Origin of the sequence: Photorhabdus temperata (genome assembly GCF_025384845.1) — a bacterium.
Taxonomy (GTDB): domain Bacteria; phylum Pseudomonadota; class Gammaproteobacteria; order Enterobacterales; family Enterobacteriaceae; genus Photorhabdus; species Photorhabdus temperata.
On the sequence record NZ_JAJAFX010000037.1, the window covers coordinates 13,950 to 35,023 of the forward strand.

Annotated in this window: 1 protein-coding gene; it reads right to left on the reverse strand. The window is 52.5% G+C overall.

Annotated features, from left to right (window positions below; all coding sequences use genetic code 11):
• Window positions 1-970 precede the first annotated feature (970 nt).
• Window positions 971-20,488, reverse strand: coding sequence for a non-ribosomal peptide synthetase (locus LGZ99_RS15125; protein WP_036840870.1), 19,518 nt, complete (start codon window positions 20,486-20,488; stop codon window positions 971-973).
• Between the last annotated feature and the right edge of the window lie 586 nt (window positions 20,489-21,074).

Sequence of the window (21,074 nt, forward strand, 5' to 3'; positions counted from 1 at the left end):
TCCGGAATAAAATATTCCATTTTTGCTCCTGTTTTTTAGATAAATTAGATTAATTCTCTGTAATCCCTATTGGCTGATGATAAATTACACAATTAAAGACAAGCCAATTCCCTGCATTTATTATGCATATTTAACAAAAATATAACTTCAGGTTAAAAACCATCATATACGACATTATTTTATAACACCAAAACAGTACCACCAGTGTAGATACCATAAACAGACCCACACCAGCTTAAATATATTTCTTTATAACGATTAGATTCCATTGAAAATAGAAACGTTATTTCACTCAATACCACCAAGAAACAATTATAATTTAGAATTAATTCCACTATATATTATTCCATAATAATAGAATAATGTAACAAGCGTAATTATTAACTCTGTATGATATTGATTAAAATGACAAGCACTCCAGAGAAATCGCTTTTTGATGCGATTTCTCTGATATCCGGCGATATTAGCCATGACGAGGTATAAGCAGGAGAAGAATTTAATGCTATTCAGTTCAAAAACACCGAATAACAGATACATTGAGACTATCCGCCACTGTTTTTTCACTTCTTGTTATCCTGAGTTGTTTAAAATAAAAACAATATATACCAAGACGAGATCATGAAATTAAAGCTGATTAAATCAGCCTATATCATCACCAGGAAATATATTGTCATTATCAAATTTTCGATTATTTTTATCAAAATAAATATTTTCAATAATTACTCTACAACTAAATACACCGTCGAGATACCCAGAAAATCAAAAAAATAAAACAAAAGTAACAATATAATTAGATGTAGATCACATAATAGAAAATAACAACAATAACGAAGAGATATAATAAAATAATTTATTATGAAACTATCATTTTCCTGATTCTTTTCTAGCATAGAAATAATCCGGTATAAACAATATATACCGGATCATTACACCAATATTAGATTATTCAATATTGATTAATATATCTATATTATAACACCTCGCCACCACAACTGATTGCCAACGCCCTATTTATAGCCTGAGCTAAAGAGATTCTATTCTCATTATCCTCCAATAAACTAAAATGATTACCCGGAACAGCAATCAACCGAAGTGAAGAGTCAGGTATCATCTGTGCCCAACCTAACGATGGGTCTATAGTTAAAGGTTTCGGTTTTTCATCCGTCACAAAAGGACTCGCAGGGGGACGTTCCATCGCATAAAACTGATGCAGCGTTACCGTTAATACCTGTGGCTCATAATCTCCAACTATTTGCGCATAACACTCTATCTGCTCCCAACTTTTTGCGACTAATTCAGGGCGCAGATTGGCGGGGTATAACGCCAATTCTTGTGCTACTTCAATAAATTGCACTAAATTCAGCTCATCAATTCGCCGGTACAACGCCGCCATCTCCTGAGTGTGCTCTTCCCCAAACTGCCTGACTAACTCGTCAAAGAACTGATGCTTGAGTTGCATAGGCTGCTCCCTGATATAATGAGGCGCCGGCGTATCAATCAATCCCAGGAAGTTCACCGTCTCACCGGCATGCAAAAGCTCCTGGGCAATAGCATAAGCCAATATGCCGCCGGAAGAGTAACCACATATCCGATACGGGCCTGCCGGTTGAACCGCCTTCATCAAACTGATCATTTTGGCCGCCTGCTCTTCCATAGTCGGCACCGCTTCTTCATTGATGGACGACCAGGATACCGCATAAATCGGATAGCCTGACCGGATATGTTGAGCCAGCCCGAAGACATAGGAATAGTCTTCCATTCCACTGGGTACAAAGAACAACGGCAGTTCTGTTCCTTCCTGTCGCACCGGTATGGCACTGCTTTGCGACTGAGACTGCAAATCTGAGGTGATTTTCGCTGCCAATTCGGACAACACAGGACATTGGAACAAAGCATTCAAGGTACAAATCAACCCCTGACCGGCGGCAAGATTTATCATTCGTATGGCAAGCAGTGAATGACCGCCCAGGGCGAAGAAGTTGTCATGCCGGCTGACCTGTTCAACCCCCAGCAATTCACGCCAAATCGCCGCCAATGCCATTTCTGTTTCCCCATACGGTGCGGCGTAAACCTGACGGGCAACGGCTTTTTCGTCCGGTGCGGGTAATGCCTGACGATCCAGCTTACCATTAGGCGTCAGCGGGAAAGCATCCAGACACACAAAGGCGCCCGGCACCATATAATCCGGCAGCAAAGCACTCAGGTGTTCACGTAAACTGTTAACCAGCCCATCATTCTCCTGAGCCATCACATAAGCCACCAAATACTTGTCCAGCCCATCACCCAACGCCAGTACCCGCGCTTCACTCACCGCCGGATGTTCAGTCAAACGCACCTCGATTTCCCCCACTTCTATCCGGAAGCCCCGGATTTTTACCTGCTGGTCATTACGGCCAACAAACACCAGGTTGCCGTCTGGCAGGTAACGGGCCAAATCCCCAGTTCGGTACATACGTGCACCCGGTTTATCGCTAAACGGATCTGTCAGAAAACGTTCAGCCGTCAGCTCTGGACGGTTCAGATAACCCCGCGTCACACCCGCGCCGCCAATATACAGCTCACCGACCACCCCCAAAGGCACTGGCTGGCCCTGAGCATCCAGCAGATAAACCCGCGTGTTGGCCGTCGGACGCCCGATAGGAACCCATGTATCCGCATAGTCTGACGGACAATGCCAAGTCGTGGCACACACCGTGATTTCTGTCGGGCCATAATCATTGAACAGATTTACCCGATCTCGCAATGCCTGAAGCAGCGCCGTGCTGGGCGCTTCACCCGCCAGTACCAAGGTTGGCTTCATCGTTAGCGCCGGTAAATCGCCTCTTTCCTGGAACAAAGCCGGTGTCAGGAAAGCGTGCGTCACCCTTTGTTCTTCCAGATAGTACCAAAGGCGTAATGGGTCCTGACGAACCGGGTCGGCAGGAATAATCAGGCCGGCCCCACCGCCCAACGCGGTCATCATTTCCGACACACTGGCATCGAAACCAAAGGAAGCAAATTGCAATACCCGACTGGTTACATTCACATCAAACCGGGTTATTTGCGCCAGAGCCAGATTAACCACACTATGATGCTCCACCATCACCCCTTTCGGCGTGCCGGTCGAACCGGAGGTGTAAATCACATACGCCAGATGCCGTGCAGTCAATGCCGGTAGCTGTGGGTTACTGTCCGGCTGGTCTGGCAGTGAATTCGGGTCAAGCACGGTCAGACTCGCCAGTACTTTCTCACCCAGTGCGCCACATCCGGCATTATCCGCCAACAAGATAATCGGCGCGGCATCAATCAGAATATGCGTCAGACGCTCACCCGGATAGGCCGGGTCCAGTGGCACATAGGCTCCCCCCGCTTTCAGCACCGCCAGCAATCCCACCACCATTGCCGGTGAACGTGCTATGCAAATCGCCACCCGCTGATCCGGTTCTACACCCAGCGCAATCAGTTGATGCGCCAGCCGGTTAGCCCGGGTATTCAGTTCAGCATAGCTGAAAGTCTGGTCTTGATACACCAGTGCCGTCATATCCGGCATTTTCCCGGCCTGTTGTTCAAATAACTGATGAATGCACAGCTGGTCAGGATAGGCTGTTTCAGTGGCGTTCCAGGTTTCCAACAATAGCCTGCGCTCTGCCGGGGCCAAAATATCAATTTCCCTAACTGGCTGTTGAGGATGGACCACCATCGCTTGCAGTACCGTATGCAAATACCCCACATAGCGCTCGATTGTTGGTTGGTCAAACAGGGCCGTGGCATAACTCAGCATACCCACAATCCTGCCTTCCTCCTCAGACAGTTCCAGTTCCAGATCAAACTTGACTATATCGAGAACGGGATCAACAGGTGAGACAACCAACTCGGGCAGCCCCCATTCCAGGCTCTCATTGTTCTGCCAGGCAAACATTACCTGGAACAGCGGGGTATGCGCCAGTCTGCGTGGCGGCTGCACAATTTCCACCACCTGTTCAAATGGCAGGTCCTGATGCATCTGTGCCGCCAATGCGGTTTGCCGCACGCGCGCCAGCAACTCAATCACATTCGGCGCACCCGATAAATCAATACGTAACGCCAGCGTATTGATAAAGAAACCGATCAGGGATTCCACTTCCTGGCGACTGCGGCCTGCACTCGGTGTGCCGATAACCAGATCCTCCTGACCTGACAAGTGCGACAGAACCGTCGCCCAAGCTGACAACAGGGTCATGAATAACGTGACGCCTTGCTGTTCACTCAGACGCTTAAGGGATTGTGTCAATTCCGCATCCAGATCGACAGGTACAATATTCCCCGTAAACGACTGTTGAGGAGGACGTGGCCGATCGGTTGGCAAATCTAGCAGTACCGGCGCGCCAACCAGCATGGTACGCCAATAGTCGGATTGGGCCTGAACCCGTTCAGCCGACAACCATTGACGCTGCCAAGCGGAGTAATCAGGATATTGAATCGCCAACGGCGGTAGCGAGTCAGGTTGTCCGGCCAGAAAAGCCGTATAGAGGGTACTTAACTCATGCATCAACACGCCGACAGACCAACCGTCCGACACAATGTGATGCTGGGTGAGCAAAAAATGATATTCATCATCCGTGAGCCGGATAAGCGAAGCACGGATAAGCGGGCCATGACCGAGATCAAATGGCGTGTAAGTTTCCTCAGTGCTCAGGCGTTCAAGCACGGTTTCAGCATCCGGGATCCCACGCAGGTCATGTTGAGACAACGGCAAGCCGCTGTCCGCAGCCAACAATTGCACCTGTGGCTGACCGTCAACGGAGACGAAAACAGAACGTAACGCTTCATGACGAGCAAACAACGTGTCGAGCGCCTGCTGCCAGGCAACGATATCCAGCCGACCACACAAACGCAGTACCATCGGGATATGATAGGTATCACTAACGCCCTCAAACTGGGCAAGGAACCACAGACGTTGTTGAGCGAATGATAGCGGCAACACCTCCTCACGGGATATCGGCATGATAACGGGCAATATCCTGCGCTGTTCATCAAACCGGGCACGCATTGCCTCAGCAAAGGCAATTAAAGCGGGGGCTTCAAACAATGCACTCAGTGGCAGTTCAATACCTAAAGCCGCTATCCGGTTCATCATCCGCACCGCCAACAGCGAATGACCGCCCAGGGCAAAGAAATTGTCATACCGGCTAATCTGTTCAATCCCCAGCAACTCACGCCAGATAGCCGCCAGCGCAATTTCAGCTTCCCCTTGCGGGGCTTCATAGTGCTGACGGGCAAAGGCTTCCTCACCTGGCGCCGGCAATACCCGGCGATCCAGCTTGCCGTTAAGGGTTAACGGGAAAGCATCCAAACGGACAAAGGCCGTCGGCACCATATAGTCAGGCAAAGCTGCACTCAGGTGGGCACGAAGGCTGTTAATGAGCCCGTCATCCTCTGGCGCCACCACATAGGCGACCAGCCGTTTATCCTGCCCGTCCCTCAACGCCAGTACCCACGCTTCACGTACTGCCGGGTGCTCTGTTAGATGCGCTTCGATTTCTCCCGGTTCAATACGGAACCCCCGGATTTTCACCTGCTGGTCATTACGACCAACAAATACCAAGTTGCCGTCCGGCAGGTAACGGGCCAAATCCCCGGTTCGGTACATACGTGCACCGGGTTTATCGCTAAACGGATCCATAAGGAAACGTTCAGTGGTCAAGTCAGGACGATTGAAATAACCCCGCGCCACACCGGCCCCCCCAATATACAATTCCCCCACTGCTCCCAGTGGTACCGGATGACCGTGAGCATCCAACAGATAAACCCGCGTGTTGGCCGTCGGGTGCCCGATAGGCACCCCTGTATCCGTATAGTCTGGTGGACAATGCCAAGTGGTGGCACACACCGTGACTTCTGTCGGACCATAATCATTAAACAGATTTACCCGGCCACACAACACTTGAAGCAGCGCCGTGCCAGGCGTTTCACCACCCAGTATCAAGGTTGGCTTTATCGTTAGCGCCGGTAAATCACCCCCTTCCTGGAGCAAAGCCGGTGTCAGAAAAGCATGCGTCACCTTCTGTGCTTCCAGATAATGCCAAAGGCGGTTCGGGTCCTGACGAACTGTATCGGCAGGAATAATCAGGCCGGCCCCACCGCCCAACGCGGTCATTATTTCCGCGACACTGGCATCGAAACCCAATGAGGCAAACTGTAATATCCGGCTGGTTACCCGAACATCAAACCGGGTAATTTGAGCCAAAGCCAGATTAACCACGCTACGATGTTCGACCATCACCCCTTTCGGCGTGCCGGTCGAACCAGAAGTGTAAATCACATACGCCAAATACCGTGAAGTCAATGCAGGGACCTGCGGGTTACTGTCCGGCTGGTCAAACAGGATATTCGGGTCAAGGACAGCCCGTTCTGTCAATGCCTTCTCACCCAACGCTGTACGTCCAACATTATCCGCCAACAAAATAGCCGGCGCGACATCCTTCAGAATATGCGCCAGACGCTCACCCGGATAGGCCGGGTCCAGTGGCACATAAGCCCCACCCGCTTTCAGCACCGCCAGTAATCCCACCACCATCGCCGGTGAACGTGCCACGCAAATCACCACCCGCTGGTCTGGTACGACACCCAACCTAATCAGCTGATGCGCCAGCCGGTTAGCCCGAGCATTCAGTTCAGCATAGCTGAAGGTCTGGTCCTCATACACCAAACCCATAGTGTCTGGATTTTCCTTCGCTTGTTGTTCAAACAATTGATGAATGCATAACTGCTCAGGATACGCGGTCTCAAACGCATTCCAGGTCCTTAACAACAACGTACGTTCCGTTTCAGGCAGAATATTCAGTGCTCGTACCGGTGTCTCCGGGGATTGTTCCAGCGCTTCTGCCAAACTTTCCAGCGCCTGTTGCATATAACCACATATCCTTTCCGGATCAAGCGGTTGCACTACCTGAGCAGTCAGCCCTAGGGATTCACCAAAATCCTCTACCGATAGTGCTAGCGGATAGTTAGTCCGCTCCTGTCCACCAATAAATTCAATACCGCTGATCAGTTCATCTGACGTCTCCAGTTGGGTATTATGCCGATAATTCAACAGACTATTAAAGAGGGGGATCTCACCCCGCACACCGCTGCAACGCTGGGCCAGCGCCAATGAGGCATGCTCATGCACTAATAATCCAGCGAGTCGGCTATGTGCGGCCTGCACGCCGTCCCGTACCGGGGTATCATCCATATCCAGCCGCAACGGCAACGTATTGATAAACAATCCCATACCGCTGTCAGCGCCATCACCCGCCTGCATCCGTCCAAACAGCACCGTGCCGAACACCACTTTCTCCTGCCCACAGGTACACGCCAGCACCTGTGCCCAAGCCAGATGACACAGCGCCGCCAGACTGACGCCCAAACACCGGGCCTGATTACGCAAACGGTCATTCAGTGTGCTCGTCAGCATCCGGTGGGATTCTGTCACCTGCGAACCATCACGACGCACCTCCTTCAACCCAAACGACAACGTCGGTTCGTCTACTTCAGCTAACATCTCAGTAAAGAAACGGGTATGTTCTTCCTGACTGACACCGAGCCGGGCCTGCGCCACTAGATTGCGGAAAGGAACCGGCGCAGGCAAACACGCCTCCTGACCGGCAAGATACGCCTGTACTTCGCGATCCATCACTTCCAGCGTGGTATGGTCACCAATCAGATGATGCTGGTATTCAAGCAGTATCCAACGACCCTCTGCTCCTTCCTGCGCAATCACAAAATGTAGCAAGGGTGCCTGACTCAAATCGATACGATGCCGACACAGGTCAAAACGCCCGGTTAACTGGTCACTGATCGGGCCGTCAGCCGAGTTTAGTATCAGTTCAGTCACTGATAATTGGGCCTGACGCCAGACTACCTGAGCAGGGACTGACAGTCCTTTCCAGATAAAGGCGGTACGTAAAATATCATGCCGATCAATTGTCCGTTGCACCGCAGCTAAATAATGATCCAACAGCGCCCGGTCAGCGAAAGCCATCTGGCTGATCAACAGATACGGGTCACCGTCATTCTCCAGCAGATGATGGAACAAAATGCCATCCTGCAACGGCGACAACCCATAGATATCCTGAATATTTCCCATCCCACCCGGCACCTGCCCGACGATAAGGTCAATTTCAGGCTGGGTCAGATCAATCAACGGCAACAAGTCCGGTGTCAACGCCACCGTATCCGGTGTAATACGGTTGTCAGGCACCGGGATTTCATCATGCAGAACCAAGGATTGCGCCAGAACATGAAGTGTTGGATGCAGGAATAACGTTTGTACCGATACGCCCAAACCGATACGCCGTAATCGTTCAATCATCCGCACAACAAGTAGTGAATGGCCACCCAGGGCAAAGAAGCTGTCATGCCGGCTAATCTGTTCAACCCCCAGTAACTCACACCAGACCGCCGCCAGCATCGTTTCTATCTTCCCTTGCGGGGCTTCATAGACCTGACGGGCAAACGCCTCTTCCCCCGGTGCCGGCAGCGCCCGGCGATCCAGTTTACCGTTAGGGGTTAACGGAAAGACATCCAAACACACAAAGGCCGATGGCACCATATAGTCAGGCAAAATTGTACTCAGATGAGAACGCAGACGGTTAACCAACCCGTCATCCGCTTGCGCCACCACATAGGCAACCAGACACTTATCCTGCCCTTCTCCCAATGCCAGCACAGCAGATTCACTCACCGCAGGGTGTTCCAACAACCGGGTTTCAATTTCACCCAGTTCAATACGGAAGCCACGGATCTTCACCTGATGATCATTACGGCCCAGGAATTCCAGATTACCGTCCGGCAGGTAGCGGGCTAAATCTCCCGTTTTATACATCCGTGCACCCGGTTTATCGTTAAACGAATTGACCAGGAAACATTCAGCAGTCAATTCTGGCCGGTTCAGATAGCCCCGCGCCACACCCGCGCCACCAATATACAATTCCCCCACCACGCCCAACGGTACAGGACAGCCAAACTTATCCAGTAAATAAAGCCGGGTATTAGCAAGCGGGCGACCAATCGTCGGGTAAGGATGCGCCGGCGCTATGCAGGCCAGCGTCGCATCCACGGTGCATTCGGTTGGACCGTAGACGTTATAAGCCGTCAGTTGCGGTATACTGGCTACCGCCTGCCAGGTTTGTACTGATATAGGCTCACCGCCAATCAGCAGCGTCAACGCTTTTTGATGCTGATGCAAACCCGCTGCCAACAACATCTCTAATTGCATTGGCGTACAATCCAGCACATCAAGATTTGTCCTGGCTAAAAATTGCAATAAGGCCGCACTATCGGCGCGCACATCTTGTGGAACAATCACCAGCGTGTAGCCATTCAACAGGCCAAGTATGTTTTGCAATGCCGCATCAAAGGAAATACTGGCGTTCAGGCTAACCCGGTAAGGGGCCGGTGAAAACACAAATGCACGCTCTGTCAGCGTTCCATGTAAATTTAACAAAGAGCGATGCTCAACCATGACACCCTTCGGTGTACCGGTAGAGCCGGAAGTGTAAATCACATACGCCAAATGACGGGAAGTCAGCGCAGGTATCTGTGGATTACGGTCTGACTGGTCAGGTAAAAGATTGGGATCGAGTACCGTCAGTCCGGCCAGCGCTTCCCTGCCCAGTACCGCACATCCCACCTCATCCGCCAGTATCACTGACGGTGCAACATCATTCAGGATATGCACCAGACGTTCACCCGGATAAGCCGGGTCTAACGGCACATAGGCGCCACCCGCTTTCAACACCGCCAACAATCCCACCACCATGGCCAGTGAACGTGAAGCACAAATCGCCACGCGTTGATCAGGCACTACGCCCAGTGCAATCAGCTGATGGGCCAGCCGGTTAGCACGGGCATTTAATTCCGCATAACATAGGGTTTGCTCTTCATACACCAACGCTGTCGCGTCAGGGGTTTTCTCCACCTGTTGTTCAAACAACTGATGAATACACCACTGGTTAGGATACGCAGTTTCAGTGGCATTCCAGGTTTTCAGCAATAACGTATGTTCCGTTTCAGGCAGAATATTCAGTGTCCGTACCGGCGTCTCCGGGGCTTGTTCAAGCGCTTCTATCAGACTTTCCAGCGCCTGTTGCATATAACCGCATATTCTTTCCGGATCAATAGGTTGCACTACCTGGGCAGTCAGCCCTAAGGATTCGCCAAAATCCTCCACCGATAACGCTAACGGATAGTTGGTCCGCTCCTGTCCATCAATAAACTCAATACCGCTGATAAGTTCATCTGTTGTTGCCGGCAAAACATTATGCCGATAGTTAAACAGACTATTAAAGAGGGGGATCTCACCCCGCACACTACTGCAACGCTGAGCCAGCGCCAGTGAGGTATGTTCATGTGCTAATAATCCAGCGAGTCGGCTATGTGCTGCCTGCACACTGTCCCGTACCGAGGTTTCATCCATATCTAACCGTAACGGCAACGTATTGATAAACAATCCCATGCCGCTGTCAGCGCCGTCCCCCGCTTGCATACGTCCAAACAGCACCGTGCCGAACACCACTTTCTCCTGACCGCTGGTGCGCGACAATACCTGCGCCCAAGCCAGATGACACAAAGCTGCCAAACTCACGCCCAAATGTCTAGCCTGACTACGCAAACGGTCATTCAGTTCAGTCGTCAGCATCCGATGCGATTCCATCACCTGTGAACCATCACGATGCACCTCCGTCAACCCGAACGACAGTGTCGGTTCATCTACCTCAGCTAACATCTCGGTAAAGAAGCTGATATGTTCTGCCTGACTGACACCCAACCGGGCCTGCGCCACCAAATTACGGAACGGCGTCGGCTCAGGCAGGCTATCTTCCTGACCGGTAAGATACGCCTGTACTTCACGGTTCATCACTTCCAGCGTGGTATGGTCACCGATCAAATGATGCTGATATTCAAACAGGATCCAGCGTCCCCCAGCTCCTTCCTGCGCAATCACAAAATGCAGCAAAGGCGCCCGACCCAAATCGAGACGATAATGACGCGGGTTAAAACGCCCGATTAACTGGTCACTGATCGGACCGTCGGCCGGATCCAGCGTCAATTCAGTGACGGACAATTGGGCCTGGCGCCAAACTACCTGCGCCGGCACTGACAATCCTTGCCAGATAAAAGCGGTACGTAAAATATCGTGCCGATCAATTATCCGTTGAACCACCGTCAAATAATTATCCAACAGTGTCCGGTCAGCAAAAGCCATCTGGCTGATTAACAGATACGGATCGCCTTCACTCTCCAGCAAATGGTGGAACAAAATACCGTCCTGTAAAGGCGACAAGGCATAGATATCTTGAATATTGACCATCCCGCCCGGCACTTGCCCAACGATCAGATCAATTTCAGGCTGAGTCAGGTCAATCAACGGCAACAGGTCCGGGGTCAACGCCACCGTATCCGGTGTAATAGGGTTATCAGGCACTAGGATTTCATCATACTGAACCAGGGACTGCGCCAGAATACAGAGGGTTGGGCACTGAAATAACGCTTGTACCGATACGCCTAAACCGATACGCCGCAATCGTTCAATCATGCTCACGGCGAGCAGTGAATGGCCGCCCAACGCAAAGAAGCTGTCATGCCGGCCAATCTGCTCAACACCCAGCAACTCAGACCAGACCACCGCCAGCATCGTTTCTATCTTCCCTTGTGGGGCTTCATAGACCTGACGGGCAAACGCCACCTCCCCCAGCGCAGGCAACGCCCGGAGATCCAGCTTGCGATTCGGGGTTTGCGGGAAGGTATCCAAGCGTACAAAGGCTACTGGTACCATATAGTCAGGTAAAACTGCTCTCAGATGTTCACGTAAACTGACCACCAACCCCTCATTCGCTTCTGCCACCACATAGGCGACCAGCCGTTTGTTCTGCCCATCATCCAATGCCAGCACCGCCGCCTCTTGCACCACCGGGTGTTCCATCAACCGAGCCTCAATTTCACCCAGCTCAACCCGGAAGCCCCGAATTTTAACCTGCTGGTCGTTACGGCCCAGGAATTCCAGATCACCGTCCGGCAGGTAGCGGGCCAAGTCCCCGGTGCGATACATCCGCGCACCGGACACCGGACTAAAGGGATCCGGCATAAAACATGCCGCACTCAATTCCGGCCGGTTCAGATAACCCCGCGCCACCCCGACGCCACCAATATACATTTCGCCAACGCAGCCTAATGGGACGGGTTGGCCGTCTCTGTTCAGCAGGTAGACGCAGGTATTCTTAATCGGCCAGCCGATAGAACTATCATCTGCCAGAGATAGTATTTCCTTACAGGTCGCCGTCACGGTATTTTCCGTCGGACCATAAGCGTTCAATAACCGGGGTCGGTGGGTTTCCTGCCCAAACCAATCCTGAATGGCGCTCTTTTTAACCGCCTCACCGCCAATGATAATGAACCGGAGACAATCCGGTAACGATAATCCGTCATCTCTGACCACCAGTTCAGACCAGAATAAGGCCGGCAGTGACATCACCGTGATACGGCTTTGCCCGGCTAAGGCAATAAATTCCGGCATCGAAGCCAGCCAGCTATCATCCCGCATCACCAGCGTGGCACCGTTGCACAATGACGAGAAGCATTCTTCGATCGAAACATCAAACGCAAAAGCGGCAAATTGCAACACTCGGTCTTGCGCGGTGACGGCATAAGTCTCATTAAAACCCAGATACCGTTGATACACCGCCTGATGTTCTACCATCACCCCTTTCGGCTGCCCGGTTGAACCGGAGGTATAAATCACATATGCCAGATGCTGGGGTGTCAACGCAGGAACCTGCGGGTTGCTGTCCGGCTGGTCCGGCAGAATATTCGGGTCCAGTACCGTCAGCCCAGCCAATATCTCTTCACCCAGCGCCGCCCGACCGGCTGCATCAGCCAATACCACCGATGGAGCCGTATCATTTAGGATATACGCCAGACGTTCCTCCGGGTAGGTTGGGTCCAGCGGCACATAAGCACCACCGGCTTTCAGCACGGCTAACAACGCCACTACCATCACCGGGGAACGTGCTACGCAAATCGCCACCGGCTGATCCGGTGTGACACCCAGCGTCATCAGTTGATGGGCAAGGCGGTTGGCGCAAGCATTTAATTCAGCATAACTGAGGAACTGATGTTGATATTCTAACGCCGTGGCCTGTGGGGTTTGCTCTGCCTGTTGCTCAAACAGCTGATGAATACATAACGGATCAGGATACGGGCTTTCCGTGACGTTCCAAGTTTTCAGCAACAACGTGCGTTCCGCTTCCGGCAGGATGTTCAACGCCCGTACCGGGGTTTCCGGGGCCTGTTCAAGGGCCTCCACCAGACTCTCCAGCGCCTGCTGCATATAACCACATATCCGATCCGGCTCAAACGGCTGCACCACATGAGCGATCAGCCCCAATGTGGTGCCATCATCCTCCACCGACAGCCCAAAAGGATAGTTAGTGCGCTCCTGTTCGCCCAGGAATTCAATCCCGTCCATCGTTTCATCCAACAGATCCGGCTGATCATTATGTCGGTAGTTCAACAGCGCACTAAAGAGGGGCGTACCGCTGGCAACCCCACTGCACCGCTGGGCCAGCGCCAGTGAAGCGTGCTCATGCTCCAGCAACCCGGCCAGCCGCAGATGCACCGCCCGCACGCTGTCCCGTACCGGGGTCTCATCCATATCCAGCCGCAGCGGCAGAGTATTAATAAACAACCCCATGCCACTGTCAGCGCCTTCTCCCGCCGCCATGCGCCCAAACAGCACGGTGCCGAACACCACTTTCTCCTGACCACTGGTACACGACAGGACCTGTGCCCAGGCCAGATGACACAACGCTGCCAGACTGACACCCAAACGCCGGGCCTGATGGCGAAGACGGTCACTCATCCCGGCCATCAGCATCCGGTAGGCTTCCATCTCCTGCGAGCCATCAAGATGCACCTCCGCCAGCCCGAACGGCAGTGTAGGTTCATCCACCTCCGCCAACATGTCGGTAAAGAAACGAGTATGCTCGGCCTGACTCACCCCCAGCCGGGCCTGCGCCACCAGATTACGGAAAGGAACTGGGGAAGACAGACTGTCCTCACGTTCAGCAAGATACGCCTGAACTTCACGGTGCATCACTTTCATTGTGGTATAGTCACCGAGCAAGTGATGTTGCAATTCCAGTAAAAACCAACGGCCATCGGTCTCCTGAGCAATCACAAAACGCAGCAAAGGCGCCTGCCCCAAATCAAGACGATAATGACGGGGATTAAAACGTTCTGCCAGTTGATCACCAACCGGCCCATCAACCGGGTCCAGCGTCAATTCAGTGACCGACAAAGGCACCTGGCGCCAAACCACCTGAACCGGCACTGACAACCCTTGCCAAATAAAGGCGGTACGCAGAATATCGTGGCGCTCAACCACCTGTTGCACCGCCGCCAGATAACGGTCTAACAGAGACCGGTCAGCAAAGGCCATCTGTCCGGCTAACAAATACGGATCACCTTCGTTCGCCAGTAAGTGGTGGAACAGAATACCATCCTGCAACGGCGACAACGCATAGATATCCTGAATATTGGCAGCCCCACCCAGCACTTGCCGGATGATATGGTCAATCTCTGGCTGAGTCAGATCTATCAGCGGCAACATCGCCGGTGTTAACGCTGTAGTTGCCAGTGTAATGACGTTAGGCGGCACCATCACAGCACAATGCCACCCCAACGTTTGAGCCAATTCAGACAATACCGGCGACTGGAACAGATCACGCGCCGTCAGTGTCAATCTCAGGTGACGCAGACGTTCAATCATGCGCACGGCGAGCAGTGAATGGCCACCCAGCGCAAAGAAATTATCATGCCGGCTAACCTGCTCAATGCCCAGTAACTCACGCCAGATGGCGGCTAGGGCAATCTCAGCCTCCCCTTGCGGGGCTTCATAAATCTGACGGGCAACATCTTCCTCCCCCGGAGCCGGTAACGCCCGGTGATCCAGCTTGCCATTCGGCATCAACGGGAGGGCATCCAGACGTACAAAAGCCGCCGGGACCATATAATCAGGCAACAAGACACTCAGGTGTTCACGCAAACAGGCAACTAACCCGCCATTCGCTTCCGCCGCCACATAGGCGACCAACCGTCTGTTCCGTCCGTCATCCAGCGCCAGCACCACCGCTTCCTGCACCGCCGGGTGTTCCATCAACCGGGTTTCAATTTCCCCCAGCTCAACCCGGAAACCGCGGATTTTAACCTGATGGTCGTTACGGCCCAGGAATTCCAGATCGCCATCCGGCAGGTAACGAGCCAGATCCCCAGTGCGATACATGCGCGCTCCGGCTACCGGGCTAAAGGGATCCGGTATAAAACGTTCCACGCTCAACGCCGGCCGGTTCAGATAACCGCGCGCCACCCCGACGCCGCCAATATACATTTCACCAATGCCACCTAATGGTACCAGTTGACCATCTCGGTCCAGCAGGTAGACGCAGGTATTCTTAAGCGGCCGGCCGATGGAACGAACATCCTCCGGAGACAATATTTCCTTACAAGTCGCCGTCACCGTATTTTCCGTCGGGCCATACGCGTTCAATAGCCGGGGCCGGTGGGTTTCCTGGGTAAACCATGCCTGAATGGCACTCTTTTTGACCGACTGACCACCAAAAACCATTAACCGGAGCTCGTCTGGTAGTGACAACGTATTATCCCCGGTCATCAGTTCGGACCAAAACGACGCCGGCAGAAACATCACCGTGATACGGTATTGCCGGGATAAGTCAATAAATTCCCGCATAGACGCCAGCCAGCTATCATCCCGCATCACCAGCGTGGCACCACGACATAATGACGAGAAACACTCTTCCACTAAAACATCAAAGGCAAAAGAGGCAAATTGCAACACCCGGTCTTGCGCCGTAATGGCATAGGTCTCATTCAACCCCAGATGACGTTGATACACCGCCTGATGCTCTACCATCACCCCTTTCGGCTGCCCGGTTGAACCGGAGGTGTAAATGACATACGCCAGATGCTGTGGCGTCAACCCAGATAACCGTGGGTTGCTGTCCGGCTGGTTCAGCACGGTATTCGGGTCAAGTACCGTCAGCCCGCCCAGCGCCTCTTCCCCCAGCGCCGCCCGGCCAGCCGCATCAACCAGGACCACGGACGGGGCCGTATCATTCAGGATATACACCAGTCGTTCTCTGGGATAAGCCGGATCCAGAGGCACATAGGCCCCACCCGCTTTCAGCACCGCCAGCAGCGCCACCACCATCGCCGGGGAACGGGCCACGCCAATCACCACCCGCTGGTCCGGTGTCACGCCCAGCGCAATCAGTTGATGGGCTAACCGGTTGGCACAGGCATTCAATTCGGCATAACTGAGGGTCTGCTGTTGATACATCAGCGCTGTGGCATTCGGGGTTATCTCCACCTGTTGTTCAAACAACTGATGGATACATAACGGATCAGGATAAGGGGTTTCTGTTGCATTCCAAGTTTCCAGCAACAACGTGCGTTCCGTCGCAGGCAGGATATTCAACACCCGTACCGGCGTCTCCGGAGCTTGCTCAAGCGCCTCCGCCAGACTCTCCAGCGCCTGCTGCATATAACCGCATATCCTGTCCGGATCAAACGGCTGCACCACATACGCGGTCAATCCCAAAGAAGAGCCGCCATCCTCCACCGACAGCCCAAACGGATAGTTAGTACGCTCCTGTTCGCCCAGGAATTCAATCCCAGCCATCGTTTCATCCAGCGGATCCGGCTGTTCATTATGTCGGTAGTTCAACAGGGCGCTAAAGAGGGGCGTACCACTGGCAACGCCACTGCACCGCTGGGCCAAAGCCAGTGACGCATGCTCATGCGCCAGCAAGCCGGCCAGCCGCAGATGTACCTCCTGCACACTGTCCCGTACCGGGGTATCATCGATATCCAACCGCAACGGCAACGTATTAATAAACAGCCCCATCCCATTGTCAGCACCGTTTCCCGCCGCCATGCGCCCAAACAACACGGTACCAAACACCACTTTCTCCTGCCCGCTGGTACACGATAACACCTGTGCCCAGGCCAGATGACACAATGCCGCCAGACTGACACCCAAACGCCGGGCCTGACTACGCAAACGGTCATTCAACCCAGCCGTCAACATCCGGTAGGATTCCGTCACCCGCGAGCCATCACGATGCACCTCCGTCAGCCCGAACGGCAGCGTCGGCTCATCCACTTCGGCCAACATGTCGGTAAAGAAACGGGTATGGGCGGCCTGACTCACCCCCAACCGAACCTCCGCCACCAAATTGCGGAACGGCACCGGAACCGGTAGACGGTCCTCCTGCCCGGAAAAACAGGCCTGCACTTCACGGTGCATCACTTCCATCGTTTCATGATCACCAATCAGGTGATGCTGTAACTCCAGTAAAAACCAACGGCCATCGGTTTCCTGGGCGATGACAAAATGCAATAGCGGGGCCTGATTCAGGTTAAGACGATAGTGACCTGGGTCAAAACGCCGGGTTAACTGGTCAATGACGGAGCCGTCAGCCGGGTCCAGTATCAATTCAGTCACCGACAAGGTCGCCTGACGCCAAACTACCTGAGCCGGCACAGATAATCCTTCCCAGATAAAGACGGTACGCAAAATATCATGGCGATCAATCGCCTGTTGCACCGCCGCCAGATAACGGTCCAGCAGAGCGCGATTAGCAAAGGCCACTGGATAGAGCACCAGATACGGGTCGCCTTCCTTTTCCAACACATGGTGAAACAGGATACCGTCCTGCAACGACGACAGGGCATAGATATCCTGAATATTCGCCATCCCGCCCGGCACTAGTCCGACGATGTGGTCAATGTCAGGCTGAGTCAGATCAATCAACGGCAACATCTCAGGCGTCAGCGCCGTGGTCGCCGGTGTCATCACGTTAGGCGGCACTATCACGGCCTGATGCCGCCCCAACATTTGGGCCAGATCTGACAGCACGGGCGACTGGAACAGATCACGCGCCGCCAGGGTCACCCCTTGGTGACGCAAGCGTTCAATCATCTGCACGCCCAGCAGTGAATGCCCGCCTAGTGCAAAGAAGCTGTCATGCCGGCTGATCTGCTCAATACCCAATAACTCACGCCAGAGAGCGGCAATGGCGATCTCAGCCTCCCCTTGTGGGGCTTCGTAAATCTGCCGGGCAAAATCTTCCTCCCCCGGGGCCGGTAATGCCCGGCGATCCAACTTGCCATTCGGGGTCTGCGGAAAGGACTCCAGACGCACAAAAGCCGCCGGGATCATATAGTCAGGCAAAATGGTACTCAGGTGTGCACGCAGATCGGCAGCCAATCCTTCATGCACTTGCGCCGCCACATAGGCAACCAAACGTTTGCCTCGCCTGCCATCCAGCGCCAGTACCGCCGCCTCTTGCACTGCCGGGTATTCCAACAGCCGGGCTTCAATTTCCCCCAACTCAACCCGGAAGCCGCGGATTTTAACCTGCTGGTCGTTACGGCCCAAGAATGCCAGCTCACCGTCCGCCAGGTAGCGGGCCAAATCCCCCGTCCGGTACATCTGCGCTCCGGATACCGGACTAAAGGGATCCCGTATAAAACGCTCCGCGCTCAATTCCGGCTGGTTAAGATAACCGCGCGCCACACCAACGCCGCCAATATACATTTCACCAATGCAGCCTAATGGCACCGGTTGACCGTTTTTGTCCAATAGGTAGATGCAGGTATTTTTAACCGGCCTGCCAATAGAACGATCATCTGCTGGGGATAAGATTTCTTTACAAGTCGCAATCACGGTATTTTCAGTCGGACCATACGTATTTAATAACCGTGGGCGATAAGTTTCCTGGGCAAACCACGCCTGAATAGCTCTCTTCTGTACCGCCTCACCACCAATAATGATTAACCTGAGACAATCCGGCAACGGTAATGCTTTGTCTCTGGCCGCCACTTCAGACCAGAATAAGGTCGGCAGAGACATCACCGTAATACGGTTTTGTCGGATTAAAGTGATAAATTCCTGCACCGAAGCCAGCCAGCTATCATCACGAATAACCAGCGTCGCACCATGACATAATGACGAGTAGAATTCTTCTACCGAAGCATCAAACGCAAAAGAGGAAAATTGTAGAACCCGGTCTTGTGCCGTGACAGCATAGGTCTCATTAAAACCCAAATACCGTTGATACACCGACTGATGCTCTACCATCACCCCTTTCGGCTGCCCGGTTGAGCCGGAAGTGTAAATCACATACACCAGATGCTGTGGCGTCAACGCGGCGACTTGCGGATTACTGTCCGGCTGGTCTGGCAGGGTATTCGGGTCCAGTACCGTCAGCCCGGCCAGCGCCTCTTCGCCCAGCACAGCCCGTCCAACCGCATCAGCCAATACTACTGACGGCGCCGTATCATTCAGAATATACGCCAGACGTTCCCCCGGATAGGTTGAATCCAGCGGCACATAGGCCCCACCGGCTTTCAGTACCGCCAGCAAAGCCACCACCATCGCCGGAGAGCGTTCCACACAAATCGCTACCTGCTGGTCAGGTGTGACACCCTGCGCAATCAGTTGATGCGCCAGACGGTTAGCCCGGCTATTCAATTCCGCGTAACTGAGGGTCTGCTCTTGATACTCCAACGCCGGGGTCTCTGGGGCCCGCTCTACCTGTTGCTCAAACAGTTGATGGATACATAGCGGATTAGGATAAGGGTTTTCCGTGGCGTTCCAGGTTTCCAGCAACAACGTGCGTTCAGCCTCCGGCAACACATTAAGCTGCCCGACAGGGATTTCCTCACCCTGCCTTTTTGACGAAGCCAGCACCTGCAAGTGTTCGCTCATCCGCAAAACCCCTTCCGTGCTCAAACGATTTTCATCGTATACCCAGCGAAAACCGCCCTGTGCATTCACCTGGAGCGTCAGCAATTCACCGGGTGCCGTCTGATCATCCTGTATCACCGAGACGGCGATCTGCCATGGCCGGTGGGTTGTCAGCGCCGGGATAGCCTGCAATGAAGGCAAGCGGATAAGAAGATCATGACTAAATGTCCGGTGCTGCGCCAGCCGGGCAAGCTCGTCATCAACCCAGTCAGCTACCATCCTCCACGGCTTATCAAACGCCACCTCAACAGCCATAGGCACCACAGGCGCCAGATCTGCCGGTGTCTCATTTAACTCATTCACGCACCAACCGATTTGAAATTCGGTCTGCTGAGTCAAACGCGCAAGATAGATAACGAATGCCTGCAATAGTACCTGTAATGGGTCCTCTTCACCTTTTTTCGGCAACGGAGACTGCCAGGCACTTATTATCCATCTGGGTTCTGCCTGATTCCCGGCAGTTTCAAAAGGTAACTGGAATGGCTGCAAAGCGGCAAGACGCTCATACCAGAATGATTCACTGGGTGTAAGCGCCTGGGAGAGATCCTTTGTATTTTGGGTCGGTTGTGAAGCGTCGTTTGCGTCGGTTATGTTTTCTGACCTCTGAAGGAGGTGTTCAGTTTTACAAGCACTTCCCATTTTAGCAATGTTATCTTTCATCTATTTACCTCAACGAACCTGTTAGAAATTTGAAAACCGTCATTGCCGACAGTTACCATCAATGTTGTTTTCTTATTTCTTGCCCCCAAGAAATAAAAACGGACACGTCTGACATTAATTCAAGATACTCAGATGCGGGATGCCATAGCCCGATTAATAGCCATATAATCAACAATTATTCAGCGCTAATTTCCTTGACAATAGAATAAATAATTCATCTTATGAGCCGGAATAAGATATTATTCCCCATTTCTACTTTCAGGTAAGCGCCTTTGGCTTTCTGCAATTTTCATTATCTGACACTGAATTCCATAATTAAAAATGGAATCGTTAACTGCATTTACTATATACAAACACTAAATCAATGTTATATTTTACCCGTCCTCCATTAATATCCAACTGAAATTATTCAATATTGACAATGCAATCCTGCAATCTCAATTATGTAATAATATGACATCAGATTAAAATAATTCATAAAACATTATTTTTCAATAGAAAAAACGCCGCCAACTCAAATATCACAAACAGGCGAACACACTTTAAAAACGACTTAATGATATATTACCTCGTAATAATTAGATCA